This window comes from Rhodococcus parequi (assembly GCF_046042785.1).
Lineage (GTDB): Bacteria > Actinomycetota > Actinomycetes > Mycobacteriales > Mycobacteriaceae > Prescottella > Prescottella parequi.
On the sequence record NZ_JBDLNV010000008.1, the window covers coordinates 280,701 to 296,781 of the forward strand.

General features: G+C 68.4%; 17 protein-coding genes. 4 read left to right on the forward strand and 13 right to left on the reverse strand.

What is annotated here, in order from left to right; genetic code table 11:
- Positions 1 to 5: 5 nt before the first annotated feature.
- On the reverse strand, positions 6 to 710 hold the full coding sequence (locus ABEU20_RS22265) for a PadR family transcriptional regulator (RefSeq protein WP_420166540.1): 705 nt from the start codon (positions 708 to 710) through the stop codon (positions 6 to 8).
- Between the two features lie 150 nt (positions 711 to 860).
- Here ABEU20_RS22265 and ABEU20_RS22270 point away from each other — a divergent pair, with 150 nt between their 5' ends.
- Together ABEU20_RS22270 and ABEU20_RS22275 are read left to right on the forward strand one after the other, a co-directional pair.
- Complete coding sequence (locus tag ABEU20_RS22270; protein ID WP_420166541.1) at positions 861 to 1,112, forward strand: hypothetical protein; 252 nt, start codon at positions 861 to 863, stop codon at positions 1,110 to 1,112.
- Between the two features lie 73 nt (positions 1,113 to 1,185).
- A complete protein-coding gene (locus tag ABEU20_RS22275; RefSeq protein ID WP_420166542.1) occupies positions 1,186 to 2,058 on the forward strand; it encodes a TIGR03619 family F420-dependent LLM class oxidoreductase in 873 nt (290 codons plus the stop codon).
- Positions 2,059 to 2,062: 4 nt separating this feature from the next.
- On the opposite strand, the gene ABEU20_RS22280 is transcribed toward ABEU20_RS22275, so the two are convergent.
- The 9 genes from ABEU20_RS22280 to dnaK form a co-directional block, all read right to left on the reverse strand.
- Positions 2,063 to 2,947 carry a TIGR03619 family F420-dependent LLM class oxidoreductase gene (locus ABEU20_RS22280; protein WP_420166543.1) on the reverse strand — a complete coding sequence of 295 codons (885 nt, stop codon included), beginning with the start codon at positions 2,945 to 2,947 and terminating at the stop codon, positions 2,063 to 2,065.
- 99 nt (positions 2,948 to 3,046) lie between these two features.
- Positions 3,047 to 3,766 (reverse strand): ABC transporter ATP-binding protein, encoded by a 720-nt coding sequence (locus ABEU20_RS22285; RefSeq protein WP_069855657.1) that lies wholly within the window; start codon positions 3,764 to 3,766, stop codon positions 3,047 to 3,049.
- Positions 3,766 to 5,589 (reverse strand): branched-chain amino acid ABC transporter ATP-binding protein/permease, encoded by a 1,824-nt coding sequence (locus tag ABEU20_RS22290; protein ID WP_420166544.1) that lies wholly within the window; start codon positions 5,587 to 5,589, stop codon positions 3,766 to 3,768. The genes ABEU20_RS22285 and ABEU20_RS22290 overlap by 1 nt, the downstream gene beginning before the upstream one ends.
- 2 nt (positions 5,590 to 5,591) lie before the next feature.
- Entirely contained in the window at positions 5,592 to 6,449 is an 858-nt protein-coding gene (locus ABEU20_RS22295) for a branched-chain amino acid ABC transporter permease (protein WP_420166545.1), read from the reverse strand.
- 46 nt (positions 6,450 to 6,495) lie between these two features.
- A complete protein-coding gene (locus ABEU20_RS22300) occupies positions 6,496 to 7,710 on the reverse strand; it encodes an ABC transporter substrate-binding protein (protein ID WP_420166546.1) in 1,215 nt (404 codons plus the stop codon).
- 392 nt (positions 7,711 to 8,102) lie between these two features.
- Positions 8,103 to 8,510, reverse strand: coding sequence for a heat shock protein transcriptional repressor HspR (locus ABEU20_RS22305; RefSeq protein ID WP_420166547.1), 408 nt, complete (start codon positions 8,508 to 8,510; stop codon positions 8,103 to 8,105).
- Positions 8,511 to 8,543: 33 nt separating this feature from the next.
- Complete coding sequence (dnaJ, locus tag ABEU20_RS22310) at positions 8,544 to 9,710, reverse strand: molecular chaperone DnaJ (protein WP_420166548.1); 1,167 nt, start codon at positions 9,708 to 9,710, stop codon at positions 8,544 to 8,546.
- 34 nt (positions 9,711 to 9,744) lie between these two features.
- The gene (gene grpE / locus ABEU20_RS22315; protein ID WP_420166549.1) at positions 9,745 to 10,317 is read right to left on the reverse strand and encodes a nucleotide exchange factor GrpE; all 573 of its coding nucleotides are present in this window, start codon (positions 10,315 to 10,317) and stop codon (positions 9,745 to 9,747) included.
- The gene (dnaK, locus tag ABEU20_RS22320; RefSeq protein WP_420166550.1) at positions 10,314 to 12,152 is read right to left on the reverse strand and encodes a molecular chaperone DnaK; all 1,839 of its coding nucleotides are present in this window, start codon (positions 12,150 to 12,152) and stop codon (positions 10,314 to 10,316) included. Before dnaK ends, grpE begins: the two co-directional genes overlap by 4 nt.
- 248 nt (positions 12,153 to 12,400) lie before the next feature.
- Between dnaK and ABEU20_RS22325 the strand changes: the two genes are divergently transcribed.
- Complete coding sequence (locus tag ABEU20_RS22325; protein WP_420166551.1) at positions 12,401 to 12,985, forward strand: hypothetical protein; 585 nt, start codon at positions 12,401 to 12,403, stop codon at positions 12,983 to 12,985.
- On the forward strand, positions 12,982 to 14,397 hold the full coding sequence (locus ABEU20_RS22330) for a phytoene desaturase family protein (RefSeq protein ID WP_420166552.1): 1,416 nt from the start codon (positions 12,982 to 12,984) through the stop codon (positions 14,395 to 14,397). The genes ABEU20_RS22325 and ABEU20_RS22330 overlap by 4 nt, the downstream gene beginning before the upstream one ends.
- A 21-nt stretch (positions 14,398 to 14,418) precedes the next feature.
- Here ABEU20_RS22330 and ABEU20_RS22335 read toward each other — a convergent pair whose 3' ends face one another.
- The 3 genes from ABEU20_RS22335 to ABEU20_RS22345 form a co-directional block, all read right to left on the reverse strand.
- The gene (locus ABEU20_RS22335; RefSeq protein WP_420166553.1) at positions 14,419 to 14,568 is read right to left on the reverse strand and encodes a hypothetical protein; all 150 of its coding nucleotides are present in this window, start codon (positions 14,566 to 14,568) and stop codon (positions 14,419 to 14,421) included.
- A 33-nt stretch (positions 14,569 to 14,601) separates the two neighbouring features.
- Positions 14,602 to 14,841 carry a hypothetical protein gene (locus ABEU20_RS22340; protein WP_420166554.1) on the reverse strand — a complete coding sequence of 80 codons (240 nt, stop codon included), beginning with the start codon at positions 14,839 to 14,841 and terminating at the stop codon, positions 14,602 to 14,604.
- 353 nt (positions 14,842 to 15,194) lie between these two features.
- Positions 15,195 to 16,076 (reverse strand): serine hydrolase, encoded by an 882-nt coding sequence (locus ABEU20_RS22345; RefSeq protein ID WP_420166583.1) that lies wholly within the window; start codon positions 16,074 to 16,076, stop codon positions 15,195 to 15,197.
- Positions 16,077 to 16,081: the final 5 nt, after the last annotated feature.

The window sequence follows — 16,081 nt, forward strand, 5'->3', positions numbered from 1 at the left end:
GGCCGTCAGGCCCGCTCGCCCTTCCCCAGGCCCTCGACGAAATCCTCGACATCACGCCAGGATCCGGCCACCTCCGGGATCGGGTTGCCGAGCTCGTCGCGCTCGCGGACGCGTGAGAGCATCTCGGCGGCGTCGTCGATGTCGTCGAGCAGATCCTTCGCCAGATCGATCTCCGCCTGGTAGTAGCGCTGCGCCCACTTCAGGCTCATCTTCGAGAAGGCCCACGCCGGCTCGCGCGTGGCGTGGTCGCCGTGCAGCTGCGCGCGCTGGCGCAGCTCCTCCATGTTCTCGATGTGGGACTGCACCAACGTCTTCAGCTGCTCGGGCTCGTTGAGGTGCCCCATCCACAACCGGAGCAGTAAACCGTGTTTGAGCACCGGCTGCTCGACGGGCGCGTCGCGGGACCAGTTCCGCACGGCCCGCGTCCCCCGGGCGGTGATCCGGTAGACGCGGCGTCCGCGTTCGCCGGGCTCGGAGACCATCTCCGACTCCACCAGTCCGGCGGTCTCGAGCTTCTTGAGTTCGCCGTACACCTGGCTGATCGACGGGCTCCAGTAGAAGAAGCCGATGCTCCAGTCGGCCCACTTCTTGAGGTCGTATCCGGTGAGGCCCTCGCCGAGGGTCAGCATCCCCAGAACCGCCCAACTGGTCGCGGGCAGCGACGGGTAGCCGGCGTCGGGAGCGTCGGTGACGGGCTCGATTTCGGACATGGCCGAAGCCTAACAGCCCAGGTAGACGGGGGTTACAGCCGAGTAGCACATGCCCACTCACCGGGAGCGAGCCTCCCGCTCGGTGGGAGAACTGCACACGCATCCACTCGAAAGTGACTACCGTCACCGAGGGAATCAGGAGGTCCGTCCATGGAAAGCGTCAACTGCAACACCTGCGGTAACCGAGTGCTCGTCGAGAAGTACAGCGATGCCCACACCAGCATCCAGTGGCTCGACGACGCCGACAACGCGTGCCCCGAGTTCGCCGAGGCGCGGACGCAGGACGGCCGCGCCTGGGTGCCCACCTGTCACAAGCTGCGGGAGACGATCGACGACCTGATCATCTCCGGGCAGATCGGCCTGTCGCTGCGCAGCTACCCGGTGCCCGGCCGCCTCGAGTGAATCGTCGGGCGCGGCAGTCTCTGCTACCGGGATTGCCACGCCCACACACCGATTCGTGCCCTACGTTCGAGTGATGAAGTGGGCATTGCCGGGCGCGATGATCGCGACCCCAGAGCTGATGGAACTGGCGCGAGTGGCCGACGAGTGCGGTTACGACGCGATCGCCATGCCGGACTCGGTGTTCTACCCCGAACACGTCTCGGCCGACTATCCGTACTCCCCCGACGGCAAACGCATGTGGTCTCCCGAGACCCCGATGCCGGACCCGTTCATCGCGATGACCGCGATGGCCGCCGTCACCGAGCGAATCGGCTTCTACACCAACGTGTTGAAACTGCCGCTGCGTGATCCGCTGCTCACCGCCAAGCAGGTGTCGACGATGGCGGTGATGTCGGGCAATCGGATCGCCGTCGGCGTCGGACTGTCGTGGATTCCCGAGGAGTTCCGCTTCACCGGCACCGAGATGCGTACCCGCGGTGCCCGGACCGACGAGGCCATCCAGATCCTCCGGGCCGTCTGCGCCGGCAACGGACCCGAGTGGGTCGAGTTCCACGGCAAGCACTACGACTTCGACCGGTTGATGATCAGCCCCACCCCGGACCGGCCCGTCCCCGTGTACGGCGGCGGCCACAGCGATGCCGGACTGCGTCGCGCCGCCCGCTATGCCGACGGCTGGATCTCGGTCAACACCGACACCGCCCAGTTGAAGGACGCGATCGCGCGCCTGACCGAACTGCGCGCCGAGCACGGCCGCGAGAACGAGCCGTTCGAGATCGACGTCTCCCCCACCGACGTCTCCGACATCGACGGCTATCGGGCCCTCGCGGACATCGGCGTCACCCGCTGCCGGGTGACGCCGTGGCGGCTGTACGACGTCGACCCGTCGGACCCGCAGGAGCGCCTCGACGCCGTCCGACGCTTCGCGGACGACGCCGCGCGCGGCTGAACCGTCAGGCCCGGCGTCCGTCGAGTCCCGCCAGCCAGGTCAGGAATTCGTCGAGGTCGCCGGGCCCGATGTCCAGCGCCGACGGCCGCACCAGAACGGTGTCGACGCCGAGGTCCCGGGCTTCGCGCGCCGCCGCCGTCATCGCGTCGAAATCGTCGACTGCCGGCAGCATGATCTGCACCTCGGCCTCCGCCGGGTCGCGGCCCTGCTCCTCGAAGCAGGTGCGCAACAGCGTGATGCTCTCCGTGAGTCTGCCCATGTCCGCGGGGGCGGCGGTCCAGCCGTCGCCGACGCGCGCGATCCGTTCGAAGTTCCGCTCGGACGGCGCCATCCCGAAGATGATCGGGACCCGGGCCTGCACGGGCCGCGGCAGGCTGTGGAAGTCGTCGAACGCGAATCCGGTTCCGGTGAACGACGCCGGCGGCGCATCCCACAGTTCGCGGCACGCGGCCACCGTCTCCTCGAGCCGGCCGAACCGACGCTCGAACGGGATGCCCGCCGCCGCGTACTCGGCCTCCTGCCAGCCCACGCCCACCCCGATCCGGGTGCGGCCGCGCGACAGCACGTCCAGTGTCGCGATCTGCTTCGCCAGCAGCAGCGCCGGGCGCAGCGGAGCAACCAGCACGTACACGCCGAGGTCCACCCGCTCGGTCACCGCGGCCACCGCGGACAGCAGTGACATCGGCTCGAGCCACGGATGTTCCAACTCGAACGGGAACCCGTTGCCCCGCACCCGCTCGGTGTGCGCCTCGCGCGAGAAGCCGAGATGATCCGACGTCGTGATCAGGTCGACGCCGCGGCGGTCGGCCTCGGCCGCCAGGTCCAGCAGCCCGCGGTGGTCGCCGTCGTAGAACCGCTCGGCGCCGAAGACGTCCAGTCCGATCCTCATGTGTCCCTCTCCTGTTCCTGACCGTGAAACACCGAACGGGAGCCCGCGGCACGGTTTCGCGAGCGAAGCGTGCCGTGAACTCCCGTTCGACGGTGTGTGTCAGACGCGCCCGAAGTACGCGTCCTTGAGGACCGCGATGTCGTCGATCTCCGACGCCGGCGAATCCATGACGACCTTGCCGATGTCGAGGACGGTGACGTGGTCGGCGACGCTCATCGCCGCCTCGACCGCCTGCTCGACGAGGAGCACGGCCAGACCGGTCTCCTTGAGCAGCTGCACCCGCTCCATCACCTCGTTGACGATGACCGGCGCGAGACCGCCGGACGGCTCGTCGAGGAGCAGCAGCGTCGGGTTCGACATCAGTGCCGCACCGATCGCGAGCATCTGCTGCTGACCACCGGACATCGAGCCCGCCAGCAGGTTCCGCTTCTCCCCGAGGATCGGGAACATCTCGTAGATGCGCTCGACGTCGGGCTTGAGTGCACCGCGCCGCATCTTCCGGGTGTAGCCGCCGAGCAGCAGGTTCTGCTCGATGGTCTGCTTGTGGAAGACCCGCTTGCCCTCCTGCACGTACGCCATCCCGCGGCGCACCCGCTGGTGCGCCGCGACACCGGAGATGTCCTGGCCGTCCATCTCGATGGTGCCGCCGTGCACCTTGTTCAGGCCCGAGACGGCGCGCAGCGTGCTGGTCTTGCCGGCACCGTTGCGGCCGAGCAGTGCCGTGACCTGTCCCGGGTAGACGTCGAACGAGACGTCCCACACCACCCGCAGGTCACCGTAACCGGACTGCAGATTCCGAACGCTCAGAACCGGTTTCATCACTCCACCTTCTCCAGCTCGGCGGCCGTTCCGCTGTCGGGATCGACACCGAGGTACTCGCTCAGCACCCGCGGGTGATGTTCGATCTCCGCGGGCGGACCGGACGCGATGACCTGTCCCTGCGCCAGCACGACGATCGTGTCGGCGAGCGAGAGGACCAGACGGAAGTTGTGCTCCACCAGCAGCACGGTGGCCCCGGCGTCGCGCAGTGCCTGGATCAGCACCGACAGCCGCACCAGCTCGTCCTCGTCCATGCCGGACGCGATCTCGTCGAGCAGCAGCACGCGCGGCTCGGCGATCACCGCGCGGGCCACCTCGAGCATGCGCCGCATGCCCAGTGGCAGCGAGGTCGCGACCTCGTTGCGCAGGTGCGACATGCCGACGAGTTCGAGAACCCGCTCGGCCTCGACGATGTCCGCCTTGGCGACCTTGCGGAAGCTCGGCAGCCGCAGGATCGCCGAGATCATCGACGCGCGGTTGGTCATGTACCGGCCCGACGCGACGGCTTCGAGCACGGTGACGTTCTCGGGGATGTTCGGGGTCTGGAACGTGCGGGCCACGCCCTCACGTGCCACCCGGTGCGACGAGAACTTCTGGACCTCGGTGTCGCCGATGACGATTCGTCCCGCGTCCGCGGTGTAGAAGCCGCAGATCATGTTCAGCATCGTCGTCTTGCCGGAACCGTTGGGTCCGATCAGCGCGGTCACCTGGCCCGGCTCGGCGCGCAGTGTCGCCGACTTCAGCGCCTGGTTGCCACCGAACGCCTTGGAGATCCCGTCGACCACGAGGGTGGAGCCGGCGATCGGCGCCACGACGGGCACCTCGTTCGGATCCCGCGGTTCGGGCCGCTCCATCGCCCCGATGCCGGCCTTCCGGTCCAGCCTGGTGGCCAGATTGCGGAACACCTTGGTGAGGCCACCGGAGAGCAGCACACCGCCGAGGATCAGGAAGCCGCCGTAGAACAGCAGCGAGTACTCCTGGAACGCGGTGGACTGGTTGGGGCCGAACTGCATGATGGCCGCACCGATCACCGCACCGTAGACGCTCGCCGACCCACCGAGGATCGACGCCGCCAGCACGGCGGTCGCGAACGTGAAACCGAACGCCTCCGGGGAGATGAACAGGTCGGTGTTCGCGAACAGTGCACCGGCCAGACCGGCCGGCAGCGCGCCGATCGCATAGCCCAGCAGCTTCATCCGGTACACCGACACGCCTTGGGACTGCGCGAGAACCGGCGACTGCTTGAGCGTGCGGAACGCGATGCCGTGACGCGAGACCACCAGGTTGCGCATCACCACGAACCACAGGATCGTCACACCGACGACGACGTAGTAGAAGTCCTTGTCGATGTCCTCACCGAACAGCGTCGGAGGCTCCATGCCGGACAGGCCGTTACGGCCGCCGGTGTTGCCGCCGAAGATCGCGAGGATGTCGGGCACCAGGAGGATCAGGAAGAACGACGTCATCGCCAGCGACCAGCTGCCCAGTCGCAGACCGGGAATGCCGGTGAGGATGCCGACCACGAGCGCGACCGCACCCGCGGCCACCAGTTGCAGCAGGATCTCGGTGTGCCCGGCCTGCGACATCAGCCCGGCCGTGTAGGCGCCGGCCGCGTACATCGCGGCCTGGCCCAGCGCGAGTTCACCTGCGTAGCCGAGGCTGAGGTTCAGGCCGCTGACGACCAGCGCCAGGATGCACGCGAGCTGGAGCTGACGCGTATTGGTCGCGTCCAGTCCGAGCATCGGCGCGAGGAAGACCACGGCACCGAAGGCGAGCGCGAAGATCCAGCTGGGGATCGCGCGGAGAGTCCGCCAGATCTGCATGGCTACACCACCCGTTCTTTCACCGTGCCGAACAATCCGGCAGGCTTGACCATCAGGATGACGATCAGCACCGTGAACACCGCGATGTTGCTGTATTGGCTTCCGAACCACAGCGCGGTGAACGACTCGACGAGACCGACGGTCAGACCGCCGATGAGGGCGCCCGGCAGCGAACCGAAGCCACCGATGGCGAGCGCCACGAAGCCCTTGAGGGCCAGCGCGGCACCGAGCGTCGCGACCGCGAACGTCTTGGGGCCGACGAACAGTCCGAGGACGCCGGCGAGCGCACCGGAGAAGGCGAACGCGCCCATCGCGATCCGGCGCACGTTCACACCGCGAAGCATCGCGGCCTCGCGGTCCTCCGAGACGCCCATCAGTGCCAGGCCGGTCATGGTCCGCTTGCTGAGCTGGCCCAGCGCGATCACGAGCACGATCGACAGCACCAGCAGCGCGATCTCGACCGGGTAGGTACGTCCACCGAGAAGGGTGATCGGGTCGTTGGAGCCGAAGAACGGCACCGTGAGCGGCTCACTGCCCCAGATCAACTGCGTGGCACCGTTGAGCAGCGTCGCCGCGCCCAATGTCGTCACCAGTTGGTTCTGGTGGTCGGCGACCGGTCTGATCGCGACCACCTCCTCGACGGCCGCGAGGATCATTACTGTCACGGTGGCCATCACGGCCACCACCAGCACGGGAAGCTTCAGGGTCACCAGACCCGTGTAGGCGACGAACGTTCCGACCATCATCAACTGCGCCTGCGCGAAGTTGAAGGTGTTCGACGAGACGAACACGATGTTGTACCCGATGGCGACGAGCACGTACACAGCGCCGAGGGCGAGCCCCGACCACAGAATCGTCACTGCGAGAACCTCCTTCGCGTCGTGTAGCGAGCGTTGATCAGCGAGCTCATGCCGCCGGGTTTCCGAACTGTCCGTTGACGACCTTGGTGGGCGCGATGAACTTCATCTCGTCCTGGGCCGGGTTGGGGCCGTGGTTGTCGGCGGTGAAGTTGTAGCGCGACAGGAACGCGGTCTCGGCGTTCTGCTGGACCTCTTCGGTCTCGAGCGCCTCGGCCAGCTTCTCCGCGTCGGTGGTGGTGCCGGCCTTCTCGGCGGCCGCGGCGACGAGCGGGAACGCGTCGTAGTTGTCGGCGATGATCAGTGTCGACGGGATGGTGCCGAGCGAGGCCATCGTGTCGACCATCTGGTTCACGGCCGCGTTGTTCGGGTCGTAGACGGTGCTCGTGAAGACCTGCGCGACAAGGTTCTTCACCTCGGGCGTACCAAGGACACCGTTCGGCGGCTCGTTCGCGACGAGGCTCGTGCTGGCCACCGAGGTGTTACCGATCAGCGGCACGTCCCAGCCCAGACGCTGCATGCTCTGCAGGACATAGCCGAGCGGCGCGCCGTACGCGTCGAGCGCGAGCGCCTGGGCGCCGGCGTTCTTGAGCGACTGGAGCTGCGCGGTCATGTCGAGGGCGGTGGCCTCGTACTCCTCGTTGCCGGCCTGCTTCAGACCCGCCTTCTCGAGGGCGCTCGTCATCTCCTTGCCGAACAGCTCGCCGTAGGCGGTGCTGCCGTGGATGACGCCGATGCTGTCGTAGCCCTTCTCCTTCGCGTGACCGACGATGCCGCGAGCGTTGTCGGCGGCGCCCGGTGCGAGGTCGAAGTTGAGCGGGAACTTCGACGGATCCGTCGAATCCTGCGTCGGCGCAACGTTGAACGACAGGATCTTGTTCTGCTTGAGGATCGGCAGGACGGCCGCGCCGATGGACGACGGACCGGAGTTGAGGACCAGGTCGGGCTTCTGCTTGTTGATCGCCTCGCGAACCTTGGTGACCGCGATCGTCGCGTCACCGGCGTCGTCGACGACGGTCAGCTCGATCTGACGGCCACCGATGCCACCGGCCTGGTTCTGCACCTCGACGCCGGCCTTGGTCGCCAGGATCGACGTGTCCGCGTTGGCTTTGAGCACACCCTGCGCACTGATACCGCCGGTGACGAGCACGCGGTACGGCTGATCGGCGCCGCCGGCCTCAGCAGAATCCGCACTTCCACACCCGGCAATCGTCAAGACCGACGCGGCAACTGCCGCGACGAAAACTGGACGCCGACTCTTCATGACTGCCCTCCTAGAACACCCGCTACGTACAGAACCAAGCGCTCGCTTGGCGTCGTGGGACACAGAAAATGCCCGACCGGCGACCGCGAGGCCCCTACCTGGAGATCCGGTAGTGGCGCAGCCGGACGCCCCGACGCGCCGAACTGCACTGTTTCACCGACCGAGCATTTCCATCAAGCACTTGCTTGGTGCACCAAGCACTTGATTGATACGAGCATATGGGTGTGACACAGGTAACGTCAACCGGAAGCCCCACGGGGCGGGAAAGCGGCTAGCAATACGACGACGCCGCGCCCGTCCTGGCCCGCCGCGGACGCGATTGCGTGTGCGGCAGGTCAGTTCGGGCGCGGCGTCGAGTCGTGTCGGCCACTACGGGGAAGCGATCGCCGGAGTCAGCGCTGGTTGCGCGGCTTCCAGACGACGAGCGCGTTGCTGCGCGGAATGGGCACCAGGTCGCGCCGGTAGCTCGCGTGGATCCGCGCGATCTCCGCGGCCATCTCGTCGACGCGGCTCTGCAGTGCCTCGACCTGATTGGTCAGCTCGATGATGCGCTTGATGCCGGCGAGGTTGACGCCCTCGTCCTGGGACAGGCGCTGCACTTCACGCAGCAGCGCCACGTCCCGCGGCGAGTACCGGCGTCCGCCGCCGGTGGTGCGGTGCGGGGTGACCAGGCCGAGCCGGTCGTAGTTGCGCAGCGTCTGCGCGTGCATGCCGGCCAGTTCGGCGGCCACCGAGATGACGAACACTCGCGCGTCGGGGTCCGGTGGGGCCTCCGACGTCTTGCGTTGCTTGTCGCTCATGATGGTTCACCTGTCCGATCGAGTCGGAGCCCGTCAGGCCCCGGCCCATCCTGCCCGCGGATCGAATCCGCTGGATTTCTCCGCTTCCAGGTACGCCTGGAGGGCTTCGGTGGCGGAATCGTCGAGTTTCTGCGGCACCGCCACCTTCACGGTGACGAGCAGATCCCCGGCGCCTCCGCCGCGCTTGGGCACACCGCGCCCGCGCACCCTGAGAATTCGTCCGTCCGCAGTACCGGCCGGAACCTTCACGCCCACACGGCCGTCCAGCGTCGGGACGGACAGCGTGGTGCCGAGCACCAGTTCGCCGTAGCTCACCGGGACCACGAGCGTGAGGTCGTCGCCGTTGCGTCCGAAGACCTTGTCGGGCCGGACGTGGACGGTCACGTACAGGTCGCCGGAAGGCGCACCGCGCAGCCCGGCCTCGCCCTGGCCGGCGAGCCGAATCTTCTGGCCGTCGCTCACCCCGGAGGGGACGCGGACGGTGATGGTGCGGGTCCGGTTGGTGACGCCGTTGCCGTGGCAGTCGGTGCACGGTTCGTCGATGATCGACCCCGTGCCCCGGCAGTCGTCGCACGGCTCGCTGAAGCCGAACGCGCCTTGGTTGCGGCTCACCACGCCGGTTCCGTTGCAGCGCGGACACACTCGCGGACTGGTTCCCGGCTTGGCGCCGCTGCCGTGGCAGGTGGTGCAGGCCGACGGACTCGTCAGGCGCAGCGGGACGGTCACGCCCTGTGCGGCCTCACGGAACTCGAGCGTCGTCTCGGTCTCGACGTCACTCCCGCGGCGCGGACGCGTGCCGGTGGTCGACCGGCCGCCGCCGCGGTTGAACAGCCCACCGAAGATGTCGCCGAGTCCGCCGTCGCCGCCGGCGGCACCGCCGCCGAACAGGTCGTTGATGTCGAAGCCGCCGCCACCGAATCCACCGCCGGTGGAGTATCCGGCGCCGGGGCCGAAGCCGCCGCTCGCGAAGAGTCGGCGGGCCTCGTCGTATTCCTTCTTCTTGGCGGGGTCGGAGAGAACCGCGTTGGCCTCGCTGACCGCCTTGAACCGCTCCTCCGCCTTGGTGTCGCCGGGGTTGGCGTCGGGATGCAGGTCCCGGGCCAGTTTCCGGTACGCCTTCTTGATGTCGTCGGCGGACGCGTCAGAGGAGACGCCCAGTTCCTTGTAGAAGTCCTTCTCGATCCACTCCCGTTGGCTCACTGGGCGCCTCCTCCTTTCACTGTTGTCTGTCTATCTACTCGGCTGCCGCATCGGCGGCAGGCTCGCCGTCGGTGACGGTGACCATCGCGGTGCGGAGCACCCGGTCGCCCAGGCGGTAGCCCTTGCGCAGCACTGCCGCGAGCACGGGGTTGTCGCCGTCGCCCTCCATCTGCACTGCCTCGTGCAGATCCGCGGAGAAGGCGTCGCCCTCCTCGCCGAACCCGGCCAGACCGAGACCGTCGAGCACTCCGGAGAGCTTGTCCGACAGCGCCTTCAGCGGGCCGGACTCGAGGTCGCCGTGAGCCCGGGCGCGATCGAGATCGTCGACGAGGTCGAGGAACTTCGACACCACCGACACCCGCTCGTCCTCGACGGCCCGATCGATCCGGGCGAGGGCGTTGCGGCGGATGTTGGCGATCTCCGCCTTCGCGTAGCCCAGCTCGGTGCTGGCCTTCTCGAGTTCGGCGGTGATGGTGCTCAGCTCGTCGGACTCCGTCGCGCCGGCCCCGGCCGCCTCCGAAGAGGCGGCCGGGGCGGTGGCGTCGGCGGTGTCCGTGACCTGATCGTCAGCGGTCACCTGGTCGCGCTCGGGGTTCTCCGCCGTCACTTCTTGTCCTGATCGGTCGGCTCGTCCACGACCTCGGCGTCGACGACGTCGTCGGCGGAGCCGGAGCCGTCGCCCGGCGCGGCCGTGTCAGCGGCCTGCGCGTCGTAGATCGCCTGGCCCAGGGCCTGCGACTCGGTGGACAGCTTCTCCACCGCAGCCTTGACGGCGGCGATGTCGGAGCCGGCGAGAGCGGTCTTGACCTCGGTGACCGCGGCCTCGACCTTCTCCTTGACGTCGGCGGGCACCTTGTCCTCGTTGTCCTTGACGAACTTCTCGGTCTGGTGCACCAGCGAATCGGCCTGGTTGCGGACCTCGGCCTCCTCGCGGCGGTTCTTGTCCTCCTCCGCGTGCGCCTCGGCGTCCTTGATCATGCGGTCGATCTCGTCCTTGGACAGACCGGAGCCGTCCTGGATCTTGATCGTGTTCTCCTTGCCCGTGCCCTTGTCCTTCGCGGTCACGTGCACGATGCCGTTGGCGTCGATGTCGAAGGTGACCTCGATCTGCGGCACGCCGCGCGGGGCCGGCGGGATGCCGGACAGCTCGAACGATCCGAGGAGCTTGTTGTGCGAGGCGATCTCGCGCTCACCCTGGAACACCTGGATCTGCACCGACGGCTGGTTGTCGTCCGCCGTGGTGAAGGTCTCGGAACGCTTGGTCGGGATCGTGGTGTTGCGCTCGATGAGCTTGGTCATCACGCCACCCTTGGTCTCGATACCGAGGGACAGCGGGGTGACGTCGAGCAGCAGGACGTCCTTGACCTCGCCCTTGAGGACGCCGGCCTGGAGGGCAGCGCCGACGGCGACGACCTCGTCCGGGTTCACGCCCTTGTTGGGCTCGCGGCCACCGGTGAGCTCACGAACCAGGTCGGAGACGGCCGGCATACGGGTGGAGCCACCGACGAGCACGACGTGGTCGATGTCCTTGACGGCGATGCCCGAGTCCTTGACCACGGCCTGGAACGGCGCGCGGGTGCGGTCCAGCAGATCGGAGGTGATCTTCTGGAACTCGCTGCGGGTGAGCTGCTCGTCGAGGAACAGCGGGTTCTTGTCCGCGTCGACGGTGATGTACGGCAGGTTGATGGAGGTGCTCTGCGAGCTGGACAGCTCGATCTTCGCCTTCTCCGCAGCCTCGCGCAGACGCTGCAGGGCCATCTTGTCCTTGGTGAGGTCGATGCCGTTCTGCGCCTTGAACTTCTCGACGAGCCACGACACGATGCGCTCGTCCCAGTCGTCGCCACCGAGGTGGTTGTCACCGGAGGTCGCGCGGACCTCGACGACGCCGTCGCCGATCTCGAGCAGGGACACGTCGAAGGTGCCGCCACCGAGGTCGAAGACCAGAATGGTCTGTTCCTTCTCGCCCTTGTCGAGGCCGTACGCGAGCGCCGCCGCGGTGGGCTCGTTGACGATGCGCAGGACGTTCAGGCCTGCGATCTGTCCGGCCTCCTTGGTGGCCTGGCGCTGCGCGTCCTCGAAGTAGGCGGGGACGGTGATGACGGCGTCGGTGATCTCCTCACCGAGGTACGCCTCGGCGTCACGCTTGAGCTTCATCAGCGTGCGGGCGCTGATTTCCTGCGGCGTGTACTTCTTGTCGTCGATCTCGACGTTCCAGTCGGTGCCGATGTGGCGCTTGACCGAGCGGATGGTGCGGTCGACGTTGGTGACCGCCTGGTTCTTGGCGGGCTGACCGACGAGCACTTCACCGTTCTTGGCGAAGGCCACGACGGACGGGGTGGTGCGCGAGCCCTCGGCGTTGGCGACCACTACAGCTTCGCCGCCTTCGAGCACAGACACGACCGAGTTGGTGGTCCCTAGGTCGATTCCGACCGCACGAGCCATAGTGATCCCTCACTTTCCTGTTCGCAGCTTCGTGAGCTGCAGTTTCCGTTCCTACGCTGATCCGATGAACCTCAGGTGAGCGTATTCGACTCAAGTTTGCATCCGACCCCGGTCGAAGTCAATTCCAAAGTTGAGCCTCTTACACTCAGGTTCTCGATAGGCTCAACGGGCCGGGTTGCGAGTTTGTTCCCGGGCCGTCGAACGTTCCGATCCCCCCGCTTCCCCGCAGGGCTCGATACGATTCCGACGTGGAGTCCACCGCCGAACCCGAGCAGCCCGGCCCCACCGCGCCGCTGCGACCTCGACCACCCCGTCCGGACGTGGTCGTTGCGCCCTTGCACAGCCGTGAGGACGATCCGGGCACCGCTCCGCGGACCCTGACGGCAGCGGTGACCGCGTGGGCCCTCTCCTTCGCCGCCTTCGCGGCCGTCGCCGGTGTCCTCGGCATCCACTACGACGCCGCGGTCGAGGCCCTCACCTCGGGCCTCTCGTCCCGCAACCCCGGGAACGATCGGTCGACGGTTCACGACGTCGCGGCGCTCACCGTCCTCGGGGTCGGCGGCGCCGGTCTACTGCTCGTCCTGGCCGCCGTGCTCGGGATCGTGCGGCTGCGGTCCGGTCGCGGCCGCGTGTGGCTCACCGTCGTCGGCGCCCTCACCGTTGTCGCGGCGGTGACGTCGTGGACCGTGCTGGCCGACGCCGACGACCTCGCGCTGCACACCCTCACCTGGGCGCCCCTGTTGCAGGCCGGACTGGTCGTCGTCGGCACGGCCCTGCTCTTCACCGGGTCCGCGTCGACGTGGCTCCGGCGCGCGAGCGCGGCGGTCCGATGACCGACGCGGTCGTCGTCGGCGCCGGCCCCAACGGACTGGCCGCGGCGGTGACCCTCGCGCTGCGCGGGGTGCGGGTCACCGTCTACGAGGCAGCCGACACCATCGGCGGCGGCACCCGGACCACCGAGCGACTCGCGCCCGGCCTGCTGCACGACGACTGCTCCGCGGTGCACCCGATGGGGGTGGCGTCACCGTTCTTCCGCTCGCTCGACCTCGCCGCGCATGGGCTCGAATGGCGCTACCCGGACATCGATCTGGCGCACCCACTCGACGACGCGGTCGCGGGTGTGTTCGTTCGCTCCCTCGAACAGACGGCCGACCGCCTGGGTCCCGACGGCCGGGCGTGGTCGCGACTGTTCGGACCGATCGCCGAGCGCTTCGACGACATCGCCGCCGAGGTACTCCGCCCGATCGTCCACCTGCCTCGCCATCCGATCACGCTGGCGGGCTTCGGGATCGGTGCGCTCGCCCCCGGGACGCTGGCGGCTCGGCGGTGGCACACCGACCAGGCCCGAGCGCTCTTCGCGGGGGTGGCCGCGCACGCCTACTACCCGCTCACCCGCCCGACGACGGCGGCGGCCGGGCTGCTGATGCTCGGCGCCGGGCACCGCTACGGGTGGCCGGTCGCGAAGGGCGGGTCCCGAGCGATCACCGACGCGCTGGCGTCGCTGCTGCGGGCGCACGGTGGGCGGGTCGAGACCGGTCGACGCGTCCGCTCGCTGGGCGAACTGCCCCGCGCCGACGTCACCATGCTCGATCTGTCCCCCACCGGTGTCGCCGAACTGGCCGGTAGCCGCCTGCCGGGCCGGATCGCGCGGGCGTACCGCCGCTACCGGTACGGGCCGGCCGCGTTCAAGCTCGATCTCGCGGTGGAGGGCGGGGTCCCGTGGCGGGACCATGCCTGTCGCCGCGCAGGCACCGTGCACCTGGGCGGCACCCTCGAGGAGATCACCGCGACCGAACGGGACGTGCACCGCGGCCGGATGCCGGAGCGCCCGTTCGTCCTGGTCGCCCAGCAGTACCTGGCCGACCCCTCCCGCTCGGGGGGCGACGTGCATCCGGTGTGGGCGTACGCGCACGTCCCGCACGGCTACACCGGGGACGCCACCGAGGCGATCGTGAGTCAGCTCGAGCGCTTCGCCCCCGGGGTGCGGGACCGGATCGTCGGCACCTTCTCCCGTTCGGCCGCCGAGATGCCCCGGTACAACCCGAACTACGTGGGCGGGGACATCGCGTCGGGCGCCAACGATCCGGTGCAGATGTTCTCGCGTCCGCGGATCGCCCTCGATCCCTACGCGACGGGCATTCCCGGCGTCTACATCTGCTCGGCGTCGACACCGCCGGGCGGCGGAGTGCACGGGATGGGCGGGCACAACGCGGCGCTCTCCGCGCTGCGCCGACTCGAGCGGTGAACTGACCCGGACGCCGTCCGATCAGTCGTGTTCGTCCCCGGAATCGGCGTCTGCGTCCGTCGCAGGCCCCTGCGTCGTCGCACCGCCTTCCTCGGCCCACGTGTCGCGTCCACTCGGATCGGACTGGACGTCGTCGTCGGTCGGAACCTGGTTCTCGTCACCCGTGGTCATTCGTCTCGTTCCTCCGTTCGCTCGGTGGATTGCCTACGTGTACTGCGCGACCAGTCGATCGAACTCGTCCGCATCGACAAGCCCGGGTTGTCCGATGTCGTATGCGGTCAGGAACTTGTGCACCAGGCCGAAGTCTCTCCGCAACGTCGTGCGCGACACGCCCGCGTCCGTGGGGCTCGCGCCGCTCCCGATCATCGCGTCGAGACTCGCGGCGATCGCGTTCAACGTCTTTCGGTCGGCATCGGCGCGACTACCAGTTTCTCGAGTCGTCATCAGATCTACACCTCGTTTCCGTCTGTTCGTCGTTCGCAAGGTTCCGGCCGGACCTCCATCATGACCGCAGACGGACTGTTCTGCCGGACAGCGTGTCTGCAGACCGACGCGAAGGCGACTACTCACACCTGTGGACAGATCTGTGAATGATTCACCGGGGCGCCCCGACTCGAGAACGCCCTCCCTGCTCGAGTCGACGCCGACCGCCACTCGGCGCCTCGAGATCCTCGCGCGTGCGGTGATCGCCCGAAAGGGGGCAGGCACGTTCGGACGCAGGGAGGCAACGCAATTGTGACCCGGCGCTCACCGCATCACGTGCGCGGGAGACCGTACGGAACGGACGGCGGCGCGGATCAGGCTCGCCGTCGCAGTTCCGCGATCGCAGTGCGCGCGGCGATCCCGATCGCCGCATCGGCCCTGGGCAACAAGGCATCCGCGCGCGCCGCGCGGGTGAAGACCGCGACTGCGAAGGCATCGCCGTCCGGAAACTCGATGACTCCCACCTCGTTTCGAACCGCACCGAGCGTTCCGGTCTTCCCGGCGACCACGACATCCGCGAACGGGAAGCCCGACCGTAGCCGCGCGGTGAAGATCTGACTCGCCATCACCGCACGCACGAACGCGGTCTGCTCCGCGGACAGCACGGCGCCGGTCCACACCGCCGACAGCAGGGTTGTCATGTCGCGTGGCGTCGTCGCGCTCGACAGCACCGGGTCGTACCCACTGGGGAACACGACACTGTCGTTGTCGCCGAGCGCCGCGAACGCCTCCGCGGGCGACCGCGTGCCGGTGTCGGCCACCAGTGACTCGAGAACGTCCGCCGTGCCGCCGAGGATCCGCGTCGACGACAGACCGAGGGACCGCATGGTCTCGTTCACCCGGTCCACCCCGACGCGCCGGAGCAGCTCGTCGGCGGCCGCGTTGTCGGACATCGCCATCATCGACCGCGCCATGTCGCGCAGCGACATTCGCACCGGATCCGACATCTGGGAGACGCCGGTCGGTCCGGTGGTGCGGTGCGCCGGGTCGAGCGTCACCTGCTCTCGCGGGTCCAGATCCCCGGCGTCGACGAGGCGGCAGAAGGCGACGACGAGCGGCAACTTGTACACCGACGCCGTCACCACCGGTTCGTCGGCGGCCACCCCCACCTCGGCCCCGCCGTGACTGCGCGACACCGGGATCGCGTGCATCCAGCCACGGACGGCAGCATCGGCGAACGCGTCCGAGACGCGCATCGTCC

Excerpts from the sequence above, each read along its gene's own strand:
- ABEU20_RS22290 (WP_420166544.1), bottom strand. The coding sequence starts at position 5,589 with ATGCAGATCTGGCGGACTCTCCGCGCGATCCCCAGCTGGATCTTCGCG.
- ABEU20_RS22270 (WP_420166541.1), top strand. The coding sequence starts at position 861 with ATGGAAAGCGTCAACTGCAACACCTGCGGTAACCGAGTGCTCGTCGAG.
- dnaK (WP_420166550.1), bottom strand. The coding sequence starts at position 12,152 with ATGGCTCGTGCGGTCGGAATCGACCTAGGGACCACCAACTCGGTCGTG.
- ABEU20_RS22265 (WP_420166540.1), bottom strand. The coding sequence starts at position 710 with ATGTCCGAAATCGAGCCCGTCACCGACGCTCCCGACGCCGGCTACCCG.
- ABEU20_RS22330 (WP_420166552.1), top strand. The coding sequence starts at position 12,982 with ATGACCGACGCGGTCGTCGTCGGCGCCGGCCCCAACGGACTGGCCGCG.
- ABEU20_RS22300 (WP_420166546.1), bottom strand. The coding sequence starts at position 7,710 with ATGAAGAGTCGGCGTCCAGTTTTCGTCGCGGCAGTTGCCGCGTCGGTC.
- ABEU20_RS22345 (WP_420166583.1), bottom strand. The coding sequence starts at position 16,076 with ATGCGCGTCTCGGACGCGTTCGCCGATGCTGCCGTCCGTGGCTGGATG.
- ABEU20_RS22275 (WP_420166542.1), top strand. The coding sequence starts at position 1,186 with ATGAAGTGGGCATTGCCGGGCGCGATGATCGCGACCCCAGAGCTGATG.
- ABEU20_RS22285 (WP_069855657.1), bottom strand. The coding sequence starts at position 3,766 with ATGAAACCGGTTCTGAGCGTTCGGAATCTGCAGTCCGGTTACGGTGAC.
- ABEU20_RS22335 (WP_420166553.1), bottom strand. The coding sequence starts at position 14,568 with ATGACCACGGGTGACGAGAACCAGGTTCCGACCGACGACGACGTCCAG.
- ABEU20_RS22305 (WP_420166547.1), bottom strand. The coding sequence starts at position 8,510 with ATGAGCGACAAGCAACGCAAGACGTCGGAGGCCCCACCGGACCCCGAC.
- ABEU20_RS22340 (WP_420166554.1), bottom strand. The coding sequence starts at position 14,841 with ATGACGACTCGAGAAACTGGTAGTCGCGCCGATGCCGACCGAAAGACG.
- ABEU20_RS22280 (WP_420166543.1), bottom strand. The coding sequence starts at position 2,947 with ATGAGGATCGGACTGGACGTCTTCGGCGCCGAGCGGTTCTACGACGGC.